21 protein-coding genes are annotated in these 20,178 nt (G+C 60.1%); 20 read left to right on the top strand and 1 reads right to left on the bottom strand.

Going from position 1 to position 20,178, the window contains the following annotated elements; genetic code table 11:
* Window positions 1-392: 392 nt before the first annotated feature.
* The 17 genes from DXB86_RS06770 to DXB86_RS06690 all read left to right on the top strand — a co-directional run bounded on the left by DXB86_RS06770 (window position 393) and on the right by DXB86_RS06690 (window position 15,367).
* Window positions 393-1,667, top strand: a complete 1,275-nt coding sequence (locus tag DXB86_RS06770) for a HemK/PrmC family methyltransferase (protein ID WP_117736602.1) — start codon at window positions 393-395, stop codon at window positions 1,665-1,667.
* Window positions 1,668-1,735: 68 nt separating this feature from the next.
* Window positions 1,736-1,921: a type II toxin-antitoxin system HicA family toxin gene (locus DXB86_RS10200; RefSeq protein ID WP_089573106.1), complete on the top strand. Its 186-nt coding sequence runs from the start codon at window positions 1,736-1,738 to the stop codon at window positions 1,919-1,921.
* The gene (locus tag DXB86_RS06760) at window positions 1,888-2,379 is read left to right on the top strand and encodes a type II toxin-antitoxin system HicB family antitoxin (protein WP_128620077.1); all 492 of its coding nucleotides are present in this window, start codon (window positions 1,888-1,890) and stop codon (window positions 2,377-2,379) included. The genes DXB86_RS10200 and DXB86_RS06760 overlap by 34 nt, the downstream gene beginning before the upstream one ends.
* A gap of 134 nt (window positions 2,380-2,513) precedes the next feature.
* Window positions 2,514-3,257: an L-threonylcarbamoyladenylate synthase gene (locus DXB86_RS06755; RefSeq protein ID WP_089573104.1), complete on the top strand. Its 744-nt coding sequence runs from the start codon at window positions 2,514-2,516 to the stop codon at window positions 3,255-3,257.
* Window positions 3,258-3,270: 13 nt separating this feature from the next.
* Window positions 3,271-4,812 carry a glycerol kinase GlpK gene (glpK, locus tag DXB86_RS06750; RefSeq protein WP_117736601.1) on the top strand — a complete coding sequence of 514 codons (1,542 nt, stop codon included), beginning with the start codon at window positions 3,271-3,273 and terminating at the stop codon, window positions 4,810-4,812.
* Between the two features lie 123 nt (window positions 4,813-4,935).
* Window positions 4,936-5,583 (top strand): uracil phosphoribosyltransferase, encoded by a 648-nt coding sequence (upp, locus tag DXB86_RS06745; RefSeq protein WP_040359658.1) that lies wholly within the window; start codon window positions 4,936-4,938, stop codon window positions 5,581-5,583.
* Window positions 5,584-5,863: 280 nt separating this feature from the next.
* Window positions 5,864-6,175, top strand: a complete 312-nt coding sequence (locus DXB86_RS06740) for a hypothetical protein (protein WP_035138788.1) — start codon at window positions 5,864-5,866, stop codon at window positions 6,173-6,175.
* Between the two features lie 3 nt (window positions 6,176-6,178).
* Entirely contained in the window at window positions 6,179-6,982 is an 804-nt protein-coding gene (atpB, locus tag DXB86_RS06735; protein WP_022094263.1) for a F0F1 ATP synthase subunit A, read from the top strand.
* A 124-nt stretch (window positions 6,983-7,106) separates the two neighbouring features.
* Window positions 7,107-7,301 carry an ATP synthase subunit C gene (locus tag DXB86_RS06730; protein ID WP_022094262.1) on the top strand — a complete coding sequence of 65 codons (195 nt, stop codon included), beginning with the start codon at window positions 7,107-7,109 and terminating at the stop codon, window positions 7,299-7,301.
* Between the two features lie 15 nt (window positions 7,302-7,316).
* The gene (gene atpF, locus DXB86_RS06725) at window positions 7,317-7,919 is read left to right on the top strand and encodes a F0F1 ATP synthase subunit B (RefSeq protein WP_117736600.1); all 603 of its coding nucleotides are present in this window, start codon (window positions 7,317-7,319) and stop codon (window positions 7,917-7,919) included.
* Window positions 7,909-8,385: a FoF1 ATP synthase subunit delta gene (locus DXB86_RS06720; RefSeq protein ID WP_006235713.1), complete on the top strand. Its 477-nt coding sequence runs from the start codon at window positions 7,909-7,911 to the stop codon at window positions 8,383-8,385. The genes atpF and DXB86_RS06720 overlap by 11 nt, the downstream gene beginning before the upstream one ends.
* Window positions 8,385-9,983: a F0F1 ATP synthase subunit alpha gene (atpA, locus tag DXB86_RS06715; protein WP_117736599.1), complete on the top strand. Its 1,599-nt coding sequence runs from the start codon at window positions 8,385-8,387 to the stop codon at window positions 9,981-9,983. The genes DXB86_RS06720 and atpA overlap by 1 nt, the downstream gene beginning before the upstream one ends.
* Window positions 9,984-9,988: 5 nt before the next feature.
* Complete coding sequence (atpG, locus tag DXB86_RS06710; protein WP_006235716.1) at window positions 9,989-10,897, top strand: ATP synthase F1 subunit gamma; 909 nt, start codon at window positions 9,989-9,991, stop codon at window positions 10,895-10,897.
* The gene (atpD, locus tag DXB86_RS06705) at window positions 10,897-12,351 is read left to right on the top strand and encodes a F0F1 ATP synthase subunit beta (RefSeq protein ID WP_006235717.1); all 1,455 of its coding nucleotides are present in this window, start codon (window positions 10,897-10,899) and stop codon (window positions 12,349-12,351) included. Before atpG ends, atpD begins: the two co-directional genes overlap by 1 nt.
* A gap of 3 nt (window positions 12,352-12,354) precedes the next feature.
* The gene (gene atpC / locus DXB86_RS06700) at window positions 12,355-12,747 is read left to right on the top strand and encodes an ATP synthase F1 subunit epsilon (protein WP_006235718.1); all 393 of its coding nucleotides are present in this window, start codon (window positions 12,355-12,357) and stop codon (window positions 12,745-12,747) included.
* A gap of 88 nt (window positions 12,748-12,835) precedes the next feature.
* Window positions 12,836-14,119, top strand: coding sequence for a UDP-N-acetylglucosamine 1-carboxyvinyltransferase (murA, locus tag DXB86_RS06695; protein ID WP_089573101.1), 1,284 nt, complete (start codon window positions 12,836-12,838; stop codon window positions 14,117-14,119).
* 12 nt (window positions 14,120-14,131) lie between these two features.
* The gene (locus DXB86_RS06690) at window positions 14,132-15,367 is read left to right on the top strand and encodes an LCP family protein (protein WP_117736598.1); all 1,236 of its coding nucleotides are present in this window, start codon (window positions 14,132-14,134) and stop codon (window positions 15,365-15,367) included.
* Between the two features lie 436 nt (window positions 15,368-15,803).
* On the opposite strand, the gene pepT is transcribed toward DXB86_RS06690, so the two are convergent.
* Entirely contained in the window at window positions 15,804-17,051 is a 1,248-nt protein-coding gene (gene pepT / locus DXB86_RS06685; protein WP_117736597.1) for a peptidase T, read from the bottom strand.
* A 120-nt stretch (window positions 17,052-17,171) separates the two neighbouring features.
* Here pepT and DXB86_RS06680 point away from each other — a divergent pair, with 120 nt between their 5' ends.
* From DXB86_RS06680 to DXB86_RS06670, 3 genes are all read left to right on the top strand, one after another.
* Window positions 17,172-17,594, top strand: a complete 423-nt coding sequence (locus tag DXB86_RS06680) for a metal-dependent transcriptional regulator (RefSeq protein ID WP_040359600.1) — start codon at window positions 17,172-17,174, stop codon at window positions 17,592-17,594.
* A gap of 10 nt (window positions 17,595-17,604) precedes the next feature.
* A complete protein-coding gene (locus tag DXB86_RS06675) occupies window positions 17,605-18,498 on the top strand; it encodes a homocysteine S-methyltransferase family protein (protein ID WP_055252635.1) in 894 nt (297 codons plus the stop codon).
* 155 nt (window positions 18,499-18,653) lie between these two features.
* Window positions 18,654-20,054: a phosphoglucomutase/phosphomannomutase family protein gene (locus DXB86_RS06670; RefSeq protein WP_233504171.1), complete on the top strand. Its 1,401-nt coding sequence runs from the start codon at window positions 18,654-18,656 to the stop codon at window positions 20,052-20,054.
* Window positions 20,055-20,178: the final 124 nt, after the last annotated feature.

Genomic DNA, 20,178 nt, shown 5'->3' with positions numbered 1-20,178 from the left:
AGGTTGTGCACATTGCTTTGAGGTGTTATTCAATCAGCTTTGATAGGCATTGAGCTGTTTACCTGCTTAAAACAATGAGTGGCATTCGTTTGCGATCGAAAATAATGCTCAAAATATCGTTCGAGAAGTCGTGGGGCGAATTTTGGCGTGTCGCGCGTCAAGTGATTTGGCAAGTATTTGGTTAGATATTGGTCAGTTTTGGGGCAACCTTGCCAAAAGCTTGACGAATGCAAATTTAGACGTCAGCGAATGAACACTTTGAGCGAGCTCGGTGCAAAATTCTGGGCTGATTCTCGATAATCGCCTTCAATCGCCCCTTGCCAAGCGCTGGCCTCGCTTACAATCTGCTCCGACATTCGCGCGCCGTCCGGCGCTTAAGAGGGGAGGGCCCCATGGCAAACGAGATTTGGACCATCAAGCGTTGTCTCGAGTGGACCAAGGAGTACCTGGCCGAGCGCGGCGAGGAGCACCCCCGTCTTTCTGCCGAGTGGCTGCTGTGCGCCGCCACGGGCCTGGCGCGCATTGACCTATATATGCGTATGGACGAGACGCTTGACGCGGCCCAGCTCGAGACCATGCATGCGGCCGTTGTCCGCCGCGCTAAGGGCGAGCCGCTGCAATACATCACGGGCAGCACGCAGTTTCGCATGATCGACGTCGCGTGCGCCCCCGGTGTGCTCATTCCGCGCCCCGAGACCGAGATGCTCGTCGAGGAAGTCCTCAATTATCTGGATGCCGAGGTACTGAGCCCCGAGGCCGCTGCCCGTCAGCGTGTTGAGCTGCCTTGGAACGATGAGGTCGAGCAGGCACGCAAGGCCGAGGCCGCATTGGCCGACGAGCGAGCGACGGCCGAGCGCCGTGCCGCCAACCTCACAGCTGCCGACGAGGCGGCGCTAGGCGGCGATGTGCTGGGCAGTCGCGCTTATGCCGAGGAACTGGCCGATCGCGAGGCCGAGGAAGCCGCCGCGCAGGCGGCAGAAGCCGAAGCGGCAGAAGCAGAGGCCATGGAAACCCCCGAGCCCGAGCTCGACGAATACGGCATCGCCATTGAGGACAACGACCAACAGGCGACTCCCGCGCAAGATGCCGCCGAGGCCAACGTATCTGCCCCAGCCGAGCCCCGCACTGCCCGCGTTCTCGAGGTCGGCTGCGGCACGGGCTGCATTTCGCTCTCCCTTGCCTGGGAGCGCCGCGGCCACGTTACCTGCACTGCTACCGATATCGAGCCGCGCGCCATCGATCTGGCCACCAAAAACCGTGATGCGCTTGGCCTCACGTCCGACGAGGTCGCCTTCAGCCTCACAAACCTGGTGAGTTCCATTCCCCGCGAAGAGTGGGGCACCTTTGATGTGCTCGTCTCCAACCCACCTTACATCCCGACCGACGTCATGCGCTCGCTGCCGCATGAGGTCAAGGACTTTGAGCCCGATCTGGCGCTCGAGGGCGGTGCCGACGGTCTCGATATCTTCCGCCGCCTGCTCAACGCGGCGCCCTACATGCTGCGTGCCGGCGGCCTGTTTGCCTGCGAGCTCTACGAGGGCGCGCTCGACGCCGCGGCCGAGCTCTGTCGTCAAGCAGGCCTTTCGGACGTGCGTATCGTCCACGACCTCACCGATCGCCCCCGCATTGTCCGAGCCATCGTCACCGAGCCCAAGCAACGCCAGTAATATTTATTAACTGGTTAGCAAAAATTATAAAGTAGTTTATAATTAGGACGGCTGAAAGAGGTCGGCCCATGCAACCTCCTACCTTTCGGGAAATCATTGCCCTACTCAAGCACGATGGATTCGTGAAGGTCGCGCAAGTCGGTAGTCATGCTAAGTATGTTTCTGGTGACCGCGTTGTCACCGTGAACGGCTCTGGTGGTGATCGACCAAAGAAGGGCACGTGGGCAAGTATTCGTCGCCAAGCTGGATGGTAGTTGGAGGCAAAATGAGGCAGCGATTTACCTATGACTGCGTTCTCATAAAAGAAGACGATGGTTACTGCGCTAGCTTCCCGCAGATTCCCGGCGCCTTTGCCGATGGCGATACGCGCGAAGAAGCGATTGCCCATGCCACCGAGGCACTGATGGCGTTTTTGGCCGACGACCTCAACAACGGTTTGACTCCGGCAGGGTACGAACGCTCGGCCGAGGTCGTGGCCCTTTCAGTCGAAATCGACCACGAGGACGCTCGGGAAGCGGCGTGCCGAACATTTAAAGACGCAGCGCTGGACCTCAAAGTCTCCGCTCCGCGGATTACCGCGCTGGTCAAAGCCGGAAAGCTCGATGTTGAACTCGTCGACGGCCGTCGGATGATAACGATAGACAGCATCGAGCGTTACGCCGCCCAAGAACGTCACGCCGGCAGGCCAAAGAAGTTCGTCGCAGTCCAATAACCCCCTCACTTTCACCGACTACTAGAGCCGCTCACCAAACCAACATGCGCTCCGGGCAAATAGGTTGAACGTTTCGTGCGAGAATGCCCCACAGTAAACAAACTTGCACCAGAGCGTAAGGGGCTGGCATACACATGCAGACGGTCTATCGGGTATACGAGGGAACGCGCGAGCCGCATCGGCTTGCCGTCGAGCGCACGGCCGAGGTGCTCGGCCGCGGCGGCCTGGCTTTGATCCCGACCGAGACCGTCTACGGTGTCGCCGTGGCAGTCAACGCCTTCTCGGACGCCGTGCCCCAAGATACAAGCGAATTCCCATCGTGGCCGCGCGATCCGCAGGCTGCCGTCAATGGCGCCGCAGTTCCTGCGCTCGGCACCGGCTATCGCCGTATCTTCACTCTCAAGCAACGTGAACTCACGCAAACCGTCGCTTGGCTGGTCGATGGCGTCGAAGCACTCGACCGCTATGGCGTGGATATCCCGGAAGATGCCCGCATACTCGCGCGACGATGCTGGCCGGGAGCCCTGACTATCGTGGTCAAGGCAGCCCCCTGCGTGCCGACCTTTATGCGCGCTGCCGACGACACGGTGGCACTTCGCGCTTCGGCCTCGCCCGTGGTGCAGGCGCTCATTCGCGCCTGTGGCAGCCCCCTTGCCTGCACCAGCGCCAACACGCATGGCGCGCCCGCGCCGGCAAGTTTTATCACGGTGGAGGGTCGCATCCTGGAGGGGGTCGATGTTGCCGTCGACGCCGGTGAGACCCCGTGTCGCGACGCCTCGACCATCGTGTCGTTTCAGCACGGCGAGCTCCAGATCCTGCGCCAAGGCGCACTTCCCGCATCAGAGATCGAACGGGTCCTGTCCGACCCGATGCAATAGAAAGGTTTAAGCGATGTCGTTGAATCTGGGCAGCCTGGGCATGGAAGATGCCTCGTTTGACTTTGGCGGTTCCTACATCATGGCGCTCGACTGCGGCACCACCTCGGTACTTGCGACCATCGTCGACGAGTACGGATGCATCGTCGCGCAGGCACGTCGCAGCGTCAAAACCAGCTTCCCGCGTCCCGGCTGGGTGGAGCAAGACCCCATGGCGGTCCTTGCTAGCCAGATCGCCGTCATGATGGAAGTCCAGTTTAAGAGCGGTATCCACTCCGACCGCATTGCTGCCATCGGCATCTCCAACCAGCGCGAGACCACGGTGGTCTGGGATCGCGTGAGCGGTCAGCCGATCTATAACGCTATCGTATGGCAGTGCCGCCGTACCGCACCTTTGATCGACGAGCTTGTCGAGCAGGGCGCAGAAGGGCTGGTGCGCTCCCGCACGGGACTCACGCTCGACCCGTATTTCTCGGCCTCCAAGGTGCAGTGGATTCTCGACAACGTCGACGGCGCACGCGAAAGCGCGGCGGCGGGCGACCTCATGTTTGGCACCATCGACACCTGGCTCATCTACAACCTCACCGGCGGCCAGGTCTTTGCCACCGACTACACCAATGCCAGCCGCACGGCACTCTTTAATATCCATACGCTCGATTGGGACGACGACCTGCTGGCACTCTTTGACGTTCCACGTTCCATGATGCCCGAGGTTCGCTGGAGCTCGGGCGACTACGGCCGCGTCGCGAGCGACATCATGACCAACATGCCGCCCATCATGGGCGTGGCGGGTGACCAACAGGCGTCGCTGTTCGGCCACTGCTGTTTCCGTCCCGGCCAGACCAAAAACACCTATGGCACGGGTTGCTTTATGCTCATGAACACCGGCGACGAGATCGTCGAATCCAAGAATGGCCTGGTCTCCACCATCGGTATCGCTGCGGACGGCAAAGTCAGCTATGCGCTCGAGGGCTCTATTTTTGCCGCCGGCTCAATGATGAACTGGCTTCGCAACAACATGGGCATCATCTCGAGCGTGAGCGAGTCGGCACAACTCGCTGCTTCGATTAGCGACAACGAGGGCTGCTACTTCGTTCCCGCCTTTGCGGGTTTGGGTGCTCCCTGGTGGGACCCGCATGCTCGCGGTATCGTGTGCGGTCTGACCGGCGCCTCGAGCCGTGCGACCATCGTACGTGCCGCCTGCGAATCCATGGCATATCAGAGCTACGACGTGCTGCGCGCCATGGAGCAGGACGTGGGGCTTTCGATTGAGCGCCTGTCTGTCGATGGCGGTGCCTCGCGCAACGAGTTCATCATGCAATTCCAGGCCGACCTGCTGGATATCCCCGTGCTGCAATGCGAGACGGTGGAGACCACGGCAATCGGTGCCGCGTACTTGGCGGGTCTTGCCGTCGGCTATTGGGAAGACCTGGAAGAGCTGGAGCAAAATGCCCAGATCGTTAGGACCTTCCTTCCCCACATGTCCGCCGAGCGCCGCGAGCAAAACCTTGCGGGCTGGCGTGATGCAGTCAGGCGCTCGCTCAGCACCTCACAGTAGGGCTGCGATGGGCTGCTCGATACAACAAACCGCTAAACTAATGCATGGCGTGCGGCGGCAACATTGCTGCACACCTTGTCAGCAAGGCCGTTTTGCGGCCGCAACGAAAGGGGCAATCAATCCATGACCGTCACCTACGATGCGTCCCGTGTGACGCTTGTCGATCACCCGCTCGTCCAGCACAAGCTGTCGATCCTGCGCGACAAAAACACCGGCACCAACCAGTTCCGCCAGCTCGTGCGCGAACTCGCGCTTTTTGACGGCTACGAGGCCATGCGCGACCTGCCTATGGAAGACGTCGAGGTCGAGACCCCCATCACTACCGCCACGTTCAAACAGCTTGCCGGCAAGAAACTCGCCATCGTGCCCATCCTGCGTGCGGGCCTTGGCATGGTCGACGGCATCCTCGACCTGGTGCCCTCCGCTCGCGTGGGTCACATCGGCATGGAGCGCGACGAGGTCACCCACGAGCCGCACGAGTATTACTGCAAGATGCCCAAGGATATCGACCAGCGCATCTGCCTGGTCGTCGACCCCATGCTTGCCACGGGCGGTTCGGCCGAGATGGCCATCAGCTACCTGCGCGAGCGCGGTGTCAAGGACATCCGCATGCTGTGCATCGTCGCGGCCCCCGAGGGCCTCAAGTCGCTGACCGAGAAGGACCCAGATGTGCATATCTATACCTGCGCCATCGACGACCATCTCAACGAGGCTGCCTACATCGTTCCCGGCCTCGGCGACGCCGGCGACCGCATCTACGGCACGCTCTAGTCGCTGGGCTAAACGGCCGCGGCTGCAAATACGAAGAAACGGTGCGCGCGGACGAACAAAAGGCGACCGCGCGCACTCCTGTTAACGGACGTTTTGCCCTGCAGGGTTCGAGAAAAACGTATTACCGTACCTGCGGCATAAAGAAGGTCTTAAGAAAACGAACAGGTGCGTATTAACCGATGCTTTTTCGGTTGTACTTTAGCGATTGGCTCGTACAATAGTCACCAATGTTTGGCGGGAACTGTTCTGTGAAGCGTTAAAAAGGAAAGTGAGGACGCCAGTGTTTCAGATAGCCGATCTGCTCGCTATCGTTGCAGGCGCCATCGCGGGCGCAATTGCCTTCCTTCCCTTTGTCTTTACGCTCAAGCCGGTTCTTGACGATAAACAGAATGCGGACATGCTCAAGGGTATGGTGAGTCTGGCGGTCTCGGCAATCGCCCTGCTCGTCTTTACCTTGGTTGTGTTTGTGTTGTTCGGAGAGGCATTTCGCATGTTCCTCCTGGGCGAGGCGATCGGCTTCGTGGCCTTTATGGCCGCCTGCGCGGTTCGTGTCGCCAAGGCGCTGCGAGATCCTCATGAGGTCGAAAGGTAAGTCGTGGAAATTTTTGAAAAGCTGCCTGATGAGATTAATCATCTGGTCAGCGAGTTCAGCTCCACCCCTGTCGTGGGCGATCTGAGCTGCGGCATCACGCAGTACTCGTTTTGGCTGATCGTCTCCACGATCGTGCTCCTGATCGTCCTGGCCGTGTTCAAGAAGAAGCAGACCCTGGTTCCCAAGGGCTTCTTCGTCAACGGTTTCGAGTACATCATCGAGTACGTCGAGAACGATATCGGCAAGGGTGTCGTGGGTGAGAACTGGAAGAAGCACTTCCCGTTCCTGTGCTCGCTTTTCCTGTTCATCCTGATCAATAACATGATCGGCCTGATTCCGGGGATGAAGCCCGGCACCGGCGCAATCGGCTCCACCGCCGCACTCGCCATTTTCGCCTTCGTGTACTTCATCTACTACGGATGCAAGGCTCACGGCGTGATCGGCTACATCAAGAGCCTCGCCCCGCAGGGCGTGAGCTTCCCGATGAACGTGCTCGTGTGGGTCGTCGAGCTTTTCTCGACCTTCCTGCGCCTCATCACGCTCGCCGTCCGTCTGTTCTGCAACATGTTCGCAGGACACGTGGTCATGGGCTCGTTCGCCATCATGGCGAGCATGTTCATGCAGCCGCTGCTTCAGCAGGTTTCCGCGGCCCACGCCGTTGGCGCCCTGCCTTCGCTGGCCTGGCTTGCCATCCTCATCCTGATCTATGCGATCGAGCTTGTGGTCGGCGCCATCCAGGCTTACGTCTTCACGGTCCTTACCGCCGTGTATGTCTCCGAGGCAGAGGAGGTCGCGGAGGAGGAGTAGTCTTCCGTTCGCGCCTTAAAGGTAAGGTAATTCGTTAAACCGCCGGTGCCCGTACCCATGGAGCCCGGCAGTTATAAAAAGGTTATCCTGCGTGAAATAAGACACGCACGACAAAGGAGGAATCGTGGGAGTTATCGGTTACGGTCTCGGTGTTATCGGCGCTGGTCTTGCTATCGGCCTGTCTGCTCTGGGTGCTACGGGTGCTATGGCCCGTCAGCCTGAGGTCCAGGGCCGCGTGTTCACCGTCTTCATTATGGGCTCCGCCTTCGGCGAGGCTCTGGCTCTGATCGGCTTCGTTGTCGCGCTGATCGTTAAATAGCACGGAGCGTCAAGTATGAATCTTTCATCCCAGAAGAGCGCGATCGCACTCTCCGCGTCCGCGGCCGCGCTGCTCATGCCGGTTTCCGCGTTCGCCGAGGACGGCGCTGCCGGTGTGGACATCCTCATCCCTAAGATGGCGGAGTTCATCCCGGCGCTTATCGCCTTCCTGATTATCTGGATCGTGCTGGCCAAGGTCGCCCTGCCGGGCATCATGAAAACCATGGAGGAGCGCGGCAAGAAGATCGAGGAGAGCCTCGACGAGGCCGAGAAGACCAAGCAGGAGGCTATCGCCAAGCGCGCTGAGTCCGACTCGATCGTCACCGACGCCCGTCGTCAGGCTGCCGACATCGTTCTCGAGGCCCGTAAGGACGCCGAGTCCGAGCGCGCCCGTATCATCGAGGCTGCTCACAAGGAGGCCGAGGAGATCATCGCCAAGGCCCATACGACCGTCGAGGACGAGCGCAAGTCCATTTACGCCGGTGCCGCGAGCTCCATCGCCGACCTGTCCGTTGCCGTCGCCACCAAGATCGTGGGCGAGGCACTCGAGGACGATGCCGAGCAGAAGAAGCTCATCGAGCGCTACATCCAGGAAGCAGGTAGCCTGAATGCCGACTAGCCGCTATCAGGACAAGGTGCTCGAGACCTACGCGCGCTCCCTTCTGGAAGCCGCTAAGGCCGAGAACCATGTGTTCGAGGACCTCGAGATGATCGAGCGCTTGGCTTCTGCCAGCCCCGAGATCATCGCCGTGCTCGACACCATGTCCAAGCGCGACCAGCTCGACCTTCTTCCCAAGGTGGCAGCTGCCTTTAAGTATGTTGCCGAGGAAGACGAGGATGTAGTGGGCGTGACCGTCACCACGGCGATCCCGCTCGACGACGAGCTGCGTCAAACCATCACTAAGAAATGCGAGCAGGACTTCGGCCGCAAGGTATTCCTTATCGAGCAGGTTGACCCGTCTATCGTGGGCGGCCTGGTGCTCGAGGCCCGCGGCGAGCGTCGTGACATTTCCGTCAAGACGCAGCTGCGCATCGCGCAGGAGACCCTCGCAAACTCTGCTAATTCGTACGGAGGTGAAGCCTAATGTCCGAAACCCTCAATGCCCAGGATATCGCCAAGAAACTGCAGGAGCAGCTCACGAGCCTCTCCGCGACGGTCGATACGCATGAGGTTTCAACGGTCGACGAGGTAGGCGACGGCATCGCGCGCGTCTCCGGCCTCAAGAGCGCCATGGCAGGCGAGCTTCTGGAGTTCAAGAGCTCCGATACCGGTGAGACCGTCTTCGGCCTTGCCCAGAACCTTGACCGTGACGAGGTCGGCGCCGTTCTGTTCGGTGCCGTCGACTCCATCAAGGAAGGCGACGAGTGCCGCACCACTGGCCGCATTATGGATATCCCCGTGAGCCGCGCCATGCTCGGCCGCGTCGTCAATCCGCTCGGCCAGCCCATCGACGGCCTGGGCGACATCGTCGCCACGCACCGTCGCCCCATCGAGTTCAAGGCTCCCGGCGTCATCGATCGTACCCCGGTGTGCGAGCCGGTTCAGACCGGTCTGCTCGCTATCGACTCCATGGTGCCTATTGGCCGCGGTCAGCGTGAGCTCATCATCGGCGACCGTAAGACCGGTAAGACCGCCATCGCCATCGACGCTATCCTCAACCAGCGCGGCAAGGGCATGGTCTGCATCTATGTCGCCATCGGCCAGAAGGCCTCCACGGTTGCCAACATCCGCGAGACCCTCGCTCAGCACGGTGCGCTCGACTACACCATCATCGTTTCGGCCACCGCTGCCGATTCCGCCCCTATGCAGTACATCGCGCCTATGGCCGGTGCCGCTATCGGCGAGTTCTTCATGTACAACGGCGAGGACGGCAAGCCCGCCAGCGAGACCAACCCCGGCGGCCACGTGCTCGTCATCTACGACGACCTGTCCAAGCAGGCTGTGGCCTACCGTCAGATGTCGCTGACGCTGCATCGTCCGCCCGGACGCGAGGCCTATCCTGGCGACATCTTCTACCTGCACTCTCGTCTGCTCGAGCGTGCTGTCAAGATGTCCAAGAAGAACGGTTACGGCTCCATGACGGCTCTTCCGATCATCGAGACCCAGGACGGCGACGTCTCGGCCTACATTCCGACCAACGTCATTTCCATTACCGATGGTCAGATCTACCTGCAGTCCGAGCTCTTCTTCCAGGGTCAGCGCCCGGCAGTCGACGTGGGCATCTCCGTGTCCCGCGTCGGTGGCGATGCGCAGACCAAGGCCATGAAGCAGGTCGCCGGCAACCTCCGTCTGGACCTCGCTTCGTACCAGGAGCTCGCTGGCTTTACGCAGTTCGGCTCCGACCTCGACGAGGCTACTCAGAAGCAGCTGACCCATGGTGCTCGCATGACCGAGCTCCTGAAGCAGCCGCGTTACAAGCCGTTTGAGGTTGGCGAGCAGATCGTTACGCTGTTCGCTGGCAACGAGGGCTTCCTGGATGACTTGGAGATCGCCGACGTGCTGCCCTTCCGTGCCGAGCTCATCGAGTACATGGACAATGGCTTTGGTTCGCTGCTCGACAAGGTTCGCGCCAAGAAGATCGATGATGACACCAAGGCTGAGCTCTTGCGCGTCATCGGCGACTTCAAGCAGCAGTTCATGGCCAAGCACCATGCCGATACGACTGGATCAGAGGAGAACTAAGCCCTATGGCCAACCTTCGCGACATTAAGAAGCGAATCTCCTCGGTTACCACGACCAAGCAGATCACGCGCACGATGGAGATGGTCTCTACGGCCAAGATCCGTCGTGCCCTCGATCGCTCCAAGCAGGCCGAGCCCTATAAGGAGGCGCTGACCGACGTCATGTTGACGGTCGCCGGCGACGCCTCCTGTTCGGGCACCGATCCCATGCTGCAGAAGCATGAGAGCGTCAAGCATGGCCTGATTGTCGTTATTGCCTCGGACCGCGGCCTTGCCGGCGGTTTCAATACGACGGTGGAGCGCACGGCCGAAAAGCTCGCCGCTTCTTGGGCGAACGACGGCATCGAGTGCGAGATCATCGCGTGCGGGCGTAAGCCGGCCACGTATTTCCGTGACCGCGCAAACGTCGTCATGCACTTTGAGGGCAACTCCTCTGAGCCCGATTTCAATCAGGCCCGCATGATCTCCTCTCATATCTGCGATGCGTATCGTGCCGGTGAGCTTGACCGTGTCGAGCTTGTCTACCACCACGCCAAGAACCGCGTGGATCAGGAGCTTCGCGTCGAGCATCTGTTGCCGCTCGACCCCGAGATGATCGCTATGGCCCACGGTCCGCGTAAGAACGAGACCGACGCCCCTAAGCGCATCTCGTCCACGTTCGAGTTCGTGCCCTCTCCCGAGCATGTTCTCGGCAAGCTTGTGCCGTCTTATATCCTGACGGTCATCTACCAGGCCCTGATCGATTCGGCGGCTGCCGAGCAGGGTGCACGCCGCAAGGCCATGCACTCCGCGACGGAAAACGCCACCGCGATCATCTCGACCCTTACCCGCACGTATAGTCGCGTGCGCCAGGCTTCGATCACGACCGAGATTAACGAGATCGTCGGCGGAGCCTCAGCATTGGAGGAACAGTAATGGCTAATAACACCGTAAAGCTTGCGGTCGAGGAAGCCACCAAGAAGACGACTGCCGGTGATGGTCGCATCGTGCGAATCATCGGCCCTGTCGTCGACGTCAAGTTTGACGGCGCGGTGCCCCCGATCTACAACGCGCTCACGGTCGAGGCCGAGACCCCGATCGGTCATCTGAGCACGATCCTCGAGGTCGAGAGCCAGCTTCCGGGCGGCGTCGTCCGCACGGTCGCCATGTCCTCGACCGACGGCCTGCAGCGCGGCCTCATCGCCACCGATACCGGTGAGCCCATGAAGATGCCCGTTGGTCCCAAGACGCTCGGTCGCATTTGGAACGTCATGGGCAAGCCCGTCGACGGCAAGCCCATGCCCGAGGTGGAGGAGTTCTACCCCATCCACCATGCAGCGCCCCGCTTTGACGAGCTCACCACCAAGACCGAGATCTTCGAGACCGGCATCAAGGCCGTCGACCTGCTCGAGCCCTACATCCGTGGCGGCAAGACCGGCCTGTTCGGCGGCGCCGGCGTCGGCAAGACCGTTCTGATTCAGGAGCTCATCAACAACCTCGCCCAGGAGCACGGCGGCACCTCGGTGTTCACCGGCGTCGGCGAGCGTACCCGCGAGGGCACCGACCTGTTCCTCGAGATGAGCGAGTCTGGCGTTATCGACAAGACCTGCTTGGTCTATGGTCAGATGAACGAACCGCCCGGAGCGCGTCTGCGCATCGGTCTGGCCGGCCTTACCACCGCTGAGTACTTCCGCGATCGCGGCCAGGACGTTCTGCTGTTCATCGACAACATCTTCCGCTTCTCCCAGGCAGGTTCCGAGGTTTCCGCACTGCTGGGCCGTATGCCGTCCGCCGTTGGTTACCAGCCCACGCTGGCAACCGAGATGGGCGACCTCCAGGAGCGCATTACCTCGACCAAGACGGGCTCCATTACCTCCGTCCAGGCTGTCTACGTCCCCGCAGACGACCTGACCGACCCGGCGCCTGCCACGACGTTTACGCACCTCGACGCCACCACGGTTCTTTCGCGTAGCATTTCGTCGCTTGGCCTGTTCCCGGCTATCGACCCGCTCGCATCTTCCTCCGACGCTCTCGATCCCTCGATCGTCGGCGAGGAGCACTACCGTGTCGCCGTCAAGGTCCAGGAGCTCCTGCAGGAGTACTCCGACCTTCAGGACATCATCGCCATTCTGGGTATGGACGAGCTGTCCGAGGAGCAGCGCCTTACGGTCAACCGTGCCCGTAAGATTCAGCAGTTCCTCTCGCAGTCCTTCCACGTCGCCGAGAAGTTCACCGGCAACCCCGGTGTCTACGTCCGCGTCGAGGATACCGTCCGCTCTTTCGCCGAGATTGTCGACGGCAAGGCCGATGACCTGCCCGAGCAGGCTTTCCGCTATGCTTCCACGATTGAAGACGTGCGCGAGCGCGCCCGCAAGATGGGGGAGAAGTAGGTTATGCGTATCCGCATCGTGTGCCCCGTGAGCTGCGCCTATGAGGGCGACGCTGCGTTTGTGTCGATTCCGTCCACGGATGGCGAGTTTGGCGTCCTGCCTGCTCACTCCAGCGAGATCTGCACGATCGACCGCGGTTACGTTCGCGTTTCCGATAAGGCCATGGGCACTGTCGACCACACGTTTGCCGTGGCCGGCGGCTATGCCCAGGTTGCGGACGATGTCGTGACCGTTCTCGCCGAGCGCGCTTGCGATTTGGCGACCGTCGATGCCGACAAGCTTAAAGCTGATATTCAAGGTTTTGAAGAGAAGCTGGGTAATTTGTCGGAGGATGATGCACGCCGCGCCTACCTCTATAATGAAATCGCATGGTGTAAGCTCAAGCTTGCCCAATAGTCAAACGATTTAGCGTTCGACCATTTGCGAACACATCATGCCCGGGATGGCCCAGCCACCCCGGGCATGCTTTTTGAAAGGGTAGACCTTGGATATTATCCGCGTTGAGGGTGGCCACGCCATCGGAGGCTCCGTGCCCGTCTCGGGCGCCAAGAACTCCGCGCTCAAACTCATGGCGGCAACGCTTCTGGCGCCGGGCAAGACGACGCTGCAGAACGTGCCCGATATTTCCGATGTCCACGTGATGGGCAAGGTGCTCAAGGGCATGGGCGCTACGATCGATGTTCTCGACGAGCACACGCTCGAGATTGATACCTCTCAGGTCGATTCATGGGAGGCCCCCTACGAGCTCGTTGCCAAGATGCGCGCTTCCACCGCCGTCATGGGGCCCCTGCTGGGCCGCTTCCATCGCGCCAAAATTGCCATGCCGGGCGGCTGCAACCTGGGTGCTCGTAAGATCGATATGCACATTCTTGGTCTTGAGGCCCTGGGCGTTGAGTTCGATACCGCCCACGGTTACATCAACGCTAATGCGCCCCAAGGTCTGCGCGGTACCACCGTCACGCTCGAGTTCGCCAGCGTCGGTGCGACCGAGAATCTCATCATGGCCTCTGTGCGCGCACAGGGCACCACGGTTATCGACAATGCCGCCCGCGAGCCCGAGATCGTCGATCTCGCCAACATGCTCAACGAGATGGGCGCCAAGATTGTTGGCGCCGGTACGCCCGTCGTGACTATCGAAGGCGTGGAAGAGCTCCATCCCGTTATCCATCGCGTGGTGGGCGACCGCATCGAGGCCGGTACCTTTATCGTCGCCGGTGCGTTGATGGCGGACGATCGCGGTGTCGATGTCACGGGCTTTTGCCCCATTCATTTGGGCATGGTGCTCAAGAAGATGGAGCTCATGGGTATCGACTGCGAGCGCGTCGAGGATGGCGTCCATGTGAACCGTGCCGAGCGTATCAAGCCGGTCGACATCCAGACGCTTCCGTTCCCCGGTTTCCCGACCGACATGCAGGCGCAGATTATGGTGCTCTCCGCCCTTGCCGACGGCAGTTCCGTTATTACCGAGAACATCTTCGAGAATCGCTTTATGTTTGCCTCTGAGCTGGTGCGCATGGGTGCCGACATTCGTATCGAGAGCCATCATGCCATGATTCATGGCGTCAAGGGCTTCTCGGGTGCACAGGTTACCTCGCCCGATTTGCGCGGCGGAGCGGCCCTCGTCGTAGCGGGCTTGATCGCCGACGGGACGACCGAGGTTTCGGCTATCCATCACATCAAGCGCGGCTACGAGCAGTTTGTCGAAAAGCTGCAGGCGCTCGGCGCGCATGTCGAGCATGCTACCGTCCCCGATCCCGTCATCTACTAATACAGGTTGCCTATGTTTAATAAAAAGCCCCTCGCGGATACCACCACCCGAAGACCCTCAACTGGTGCGCAGGCCAAGATCTACAGTCGCGATAACGTGGCTCGCTATTCCGAGCGCGCTCGTCAACGCCGCCGTAGCCACACGATTCGTCACGTCGCGCTCATTGTCGTGCTTGGCGTGCTGCTGAGTGCCACTACCGCTGCCGGCCTGTGGTTTGCCACCATTATGGGCAAGCTCGGCGATTCTAATGTCATTACTGACAATCTGCGTCGGGTTCTGGTTGACACCGATGAGGCAAAGGATCCGTTCTACGTGCTGCTTCTTGGCACCGACGGCCGTCCGGGCGAGGATACGTATCGTGCCGACTCGATTATCCTGGCACGCATCGACCCCACGCAAAAGCAGGCGACGCTCATTTCCGTTCCGCGCGACACCAAGGTCGAGTACAAGGGCGAGACCATGAAGATCAACGCCTGCCATACCGTTGGCGGCGCCGAGGCCATGGTCGAGGCGGTCAACGAGCTGTGCGGTGTTCAGATTTCCCACTATGCCGAGGTCAGCTTCGACGGTATGCAGGCGCTGATTGATTCGGTTGGCGGTATCGACATTAACGCAACCGATGATGTTGACGACCCCGAGCACCTGGATATTAAGATTACCGCTGGCCAGCAGCATATGGACGGTGCCACCGCCCTTACCTATGCCCGCTGCCGCTACACCTATGCCGACGGCGATTACACGCGCATGCGCCACCAGCGTCAGGTGCTTGGCGCCCTTGCCAACCAGATTCTCAATAACTTCGATGCCACGAAGATCTTTGGCCTGGTTAATTCGCTGTCCGATATGCTCGTAACCGATATGAGCGTTCAGGATATCGTGGCTACGGTCAATGCCATGCGCGGTATGGATGTCGACGGTATCTACTCGGCCAACCTGCCCTCGTACGCCGACGACAGCACCATGATCGACGGTGTGAGCTACGTCTTTGTCTACGAGGACGAGCTCAAGGAAATGATGGAGCGCGTCGATGCCGGCAAGGATCCCAAGGGTCCCAACACCATGGGTCTTTCCGACGGTTCCAGCTCTACGATCGGTGACCTCAGCAACAACACGTCTGACGACTACGCAAACGGTACTGCAACCTCATCGGTCAGCTCTGACGATTCTGATGACTCAAGCGATTCGAGCGATTCGGACTACTACGAAGAGCCCACCGGCGACGGCAACGGCTACGAGGCCAATTATTAGGGTTACGCGGGCTTACCAGCCCGCGTAACCAGTTGACGCTGCAAACCCGCCAGAGCGGCAATCTGCCTTTCAACTTCGGCGGCATGATCAAAAGATCAATGCCGCCTCGTTTCAAGGCACCTTGCTCGCTCTGGCGGGTTTTCGCTGTCGTTGCCAAAACATCGGCGTTGCCTTGGTCCGGACTAGTCGTTGGGTAGTCATTGGGGACGTTTTTAAACGACTAGTCAAACAAGAACCTCCCCAATGACTACCCACAAAGCGAGAGTGGATGTCGTCATTTTGCGGCACTTGGGGACGTTCCTTTTGTGCCGGCAGTTTGGGACACTCCTTGCGTTAAGAGGCTGGCGTGCGTCAACCTGTTCTCATTGCAGCAAAAAATCGCCCCGTTCTTGGTTGAGGACGGGGCGATTCGTCTTTTTGACTTGTGCAGCCAGGCTTATGCAAAGCGGGCGACGAGCTCCTGGAGCACGTCGGTCATCTTGACGAGCGAACTGACCGGGACGAACTCGTTGACGCCGTGGTAGCAATAGCCGCCGGTGGAAAGGTTGGGGCAGGGCAGACCGCGGAACGACAGCTGAGCGCCGTCGGTGCCGCCACGAATCGGCAGCACTTGGGGCTCAACGCCGCAGGCAAGGTAGGCTTCCTTGGCAACATCAATAAGCTCGGGATAGTCACGAACGATCTCGGCCATATTTCGATACTGCTGCTTAATCTCGACTGTCACGCGCTCCTCACTCAGACGCTGGTTGAGCATCGAGGCGGCGGCATCAATAAGGTCGAGTTTCTGCTGGAACTTGGCGGCATCGTGATCACGGACGATATAGCGCGCCGTGGCATGGTCGACCGTTGCCGAGACGCCCTCAAGGTGACAGAAGCCCTCGTAGCCCTCGGTGTATTCCGGACGCTGCTCGTAGGGGAGCAACGCGTTGAAGTCGCAGAACAGATTGCCTGCGTTAACCATACGGCCCTTGGCGTCGCCCGGGTGGATGGACTGGCCCTCAAAGCAGACGGTCGCCTCGGCGGCGTTAAAGCACTCCCACTCCAGCTCGCCGATGGGGCCGCCGTCGACCGTGTAGGCGTACTTGCAGCCAAAGGTATCGATATCCAGCAGCTCGGCTCCGTGGCCGATCTCCTCGTCAGGGCAGAAGCAAATGCCGAGTGCGGGATGGGGCAGAGAAGGGTCCTGAGCGATACGCGCGACAAGCGACATGATCTCGGCGACGCCTGCCTTGTCGTCCGCGCCCAGCAGCGTGGTGCCATCGCTGCAGACCAGGTCCTCACCCGCGAGGTCGTTCAGGGCGGGAAGCTTGGCGGTGCTCATGGCAACGGGCTTACCGTCAACCGTGCCGCAGACCAGGTCGCCGCCCTCGTAGTGTACGATGTGCGGCTTCACGCCGGCGCCCGGTGCAACTTCGGTGGTGTCGAGATGGGCGATCAGGCCCAGGGCGGGCTTGTCCTCAGCGCCCGCACTTGCGGGGATATGCGCGCAGACATAGGCATGCTCGGTCACGTGGGCATCTTCCGCACCAAGCTCGCGCAGCTCTTCAGCCAGCACGTTGGCAAGATCAAACTGAACGGCGCTCGAGGGTACCTGGTCGCAGTTTGCATCCTCGGACTGCGTGTTGATCTGGACGTAGCGCAAAAAGCGTTCGAGGACATCGGGGTTCGTGGTGGTGTTTTCCATAAAGACCGCTCCAATCTTGGTCGTCGTGTGCAACAAGAACTCTAGCACGGTATGCCACGGCATACCGCGACGCTTGGATGGGGTAGAATCAGCCATTGAATGCAGAAGGGACGGAAGATCATGGATACGACAAATAGCTCGCGCGAACTACATCTGACGGTGGCGAACGAAGACTACTTGGAGTGCATGGTTCGCATTGAAAGCGAAGAGGGGGAAACCAACGGCGTGCGATCGGTCGACATCGCGCAGCGCCTTGGCGTCTCCAAGGCATCGGTCAATAAAGCGGTTTCGGCGCTCAAGGCATCCGAGCTTGTCGAGCAATCGCACTATGGCAAGGTAATCCTGACCGATCGCGGCCGCGAGGTTGGCACGGCTATCTGGTACCGTCATCGCCTCATCCGCACGTTTTTGGTTCAGGAGCTCGGTGTCGAATTTGAGCGAGCCGATTCCGAGGCCTGCATGATGGAGCATGCGCTATCCGAGGACACGATGAGCCGCTGGCTCGCCTATCTCGAAAAGCAGGGAATCAGCGTCGAGGAATAGCGGGATATATATGGATACGAGTTATTACAACCGCTTTGGTGCCGAGGAACTTACGCGCCGCTTGTCGAGCGAGACCTTGTTGGCGCAGGGCCCCATGGGCAGTGTTCTGTTGAGTGAGTACGACGCCGCCGATATTCCACCGGCGTTTTGGAATCTGGCGGAGCCGCAGACCGTTTCTCGTATCCATCGCTTGTATGTCGCCGCCGGTGCGCAGGTGCTCATTACCAATACCTTTCAGGCATCAAGCTATGCCCTCAAGCACGACCAGATTGCGCCGTCCGTGGCGGAGGTCAATCGCGGGGCCGTCGACGATGCCCGCCAGGCGCACCCTCAGCTGCTGCTGGGCTCGATGGGCCCGATCGGTATTGAGTGGTTTGCCGAGGACTCTGCCGAGTTTCGTGAGATCCGAGGCATTGCGCGCGAACAGGCGCACGCCTTGCTCAATGCTGGTGTTGATGGTCTGCTGATCGAGACGGTGACGTCTATCCGTAATTTGCAGCCCATGCTTGCCGGCGCTCGAGATGCCGCTGACGGCATGCCTGTCCTGGTGAGTTTTGTCGTTGATGACAAAGGCGACCTGTTGGGCGATGGCCTCAACATCGAGGCAGCCGTTTTGTACGCCGAAAAACACGGCGCAAACTCGGTTGGTGTTAATTGCTGTTCGCTTGCGGCCGCGAACGCGGCGGTGCCTAGGATGGTTGCATCGGCGACTACTCCCGTCACGGTGCGTCCCAACGTGGGCGATCCGGTCCAGACTCAGGATGGCCCCGTATGGCACGAGAACCCCGAAGCTTTCGCGCGCGCATGCATCGAATGGAGACATGCCGGTGCCGCAATGGTGGGCAGTTGCTGTGGAACCACGGCAATCACTACGGCAGCGATGGCCGAGGCGCTCGATATATAAAGGGCAAAACCGCTCCATACGGGGCGGTTTTATTGCCTGCATGTCCTCGGCAGCATTTGCCCAAATGGTGAATGCTGGTGCCGGCAGGTTGCCGAGTGTGTATCGCGGGTATACCTCATGCGTACCATGATCCAAACACTGTGAGGTGTCTGCGCGTGTGCGCGATAATTCATTTTGGAACTGACGGTTGGCGCGCTCGCGTCGATGAGGACTTCACTGCCGATAACGTTGCCCGTATCGCCGATGCCGTCGGCGAGTTGTGGCAAAAGACCAATCCGGGCAAAACGGTATATATAGGGTTCGACACTCGGCCCCTGGCGCGCGAGTTCGCTGAGCTTGCGGCGGGTGTGCTAGCAGCGCACGGGCTAGACGCCGTGCTCGCTTCGCGACCTGTTCCGACCCCTGCCCTTACGTGGGCGGCGGCTTATGACGGTGAGGCGTGCGGCGCACTCATGGTGACGGGGTCCCATCATCCGCAGGGTTATCTGTGCCTCAAGATTCGCATGGGTGACGGCTCAACCGCCAACCAGGATGTCATCGAAGAGCTCGAAGAGACCATGGCTCCCGAGCCAATGGAGATCGAGGGGCAATATCGCACCGCGGATATCATTCCTGACTATATGCAAGCGGTGGCATCGTTTGTCGATGCCGAAGCCATCCGCGCCGCGCACCTGCGCGTGGTTGTTGACCCCATGGGCGGCGCAGCCCAGGGCTATCTAGCCGACTTGCTGCGCGAGCTTGGCGTTGAGGTGCACGAGATTCACGCCGGGCAGGCGCCTGACCAAGAAGATATCTGCCCCGACCCCGTTGAGCCGTGGGTGGACGCTTGCGAGCATACGGTTATCGAGGACGGAGCTTGCGCTGGCCTGGTGACCGACGGCGACGCCGACCGTATCGGCGCGGTTGACGAGCGCGGCAGATATATACATCCGCATCAGATCATGGCGCTCGTTTTGGGCGACTTGGTTCAATTTCGTAATTTGGAGGGGCGCGTTGTCGTCAATCTTTCGTGCTCGACGCTCGTGCGTCGCATTGCCGAGTCGCTTGGCTGCCGCGTGACCGTCAAACCAGTCGGTTTCAAATATATAGCGGCAGAGATGAAGAAGGGTGGCGTCCTCATAGGCGGCGAAGAAGCCGGTGGTATCGGCATCGCCGCGCATATGCCCGAGCGCGATGGAATCCTCGCCTGTCTGATTCTGTGTGAGCTTATGGCAAAGACGGACGCGCCTTTGGGCGTTCTGGTCGACCAACTCGAGGACAGTTTTGGTAAGACGAGTTACGGTCGACGCGATTTACGCCTTGAGGCCGAAGATGCCGAAACGTTACGAACCCTGCTGCCGGGCGTAAACCCCAAGTCGATTTGTGGCAAGGTGCCGCAAAACGTTAGTCATATGGATGGCTTGCGTTTAGCATTCGAGGATGACACGTGGCTGCTGGTCCGTCCTAGCGGGACCGAACCAGTGGTGCGCGTCTACGCCGAGGGGTTCTCAGTGGAAGAGCGTGATGAGTTGCTCGATGCTGGCTGTGCTTTAGCTAGGGGAACGTATCCGCTTTAACCATGAGACTGCCTTATATAAAGAGATGCTCGGCGAGCGGTAGTTAACGGCTGGCAAACGTTAGTCGGATCCCAAATTGTGTAGGAAATGTGTACGCCCAGATTCCCGCCCCCGGCGCCCCTCC

Source organism: Collinsella sp. OM06-18AC, assembly GCF_003438785.1.
Lineage (GTDB): Bacteria > Actinomycetota > Coriobacteriia > Coriobacteriales > Coriobacteriaceae > Collinsella.
The sequence above is the reverse complement of the archived record's forward strand: the minus strand, read 5'-3'. Positions and strand labels throughout refer to the sequence as shown.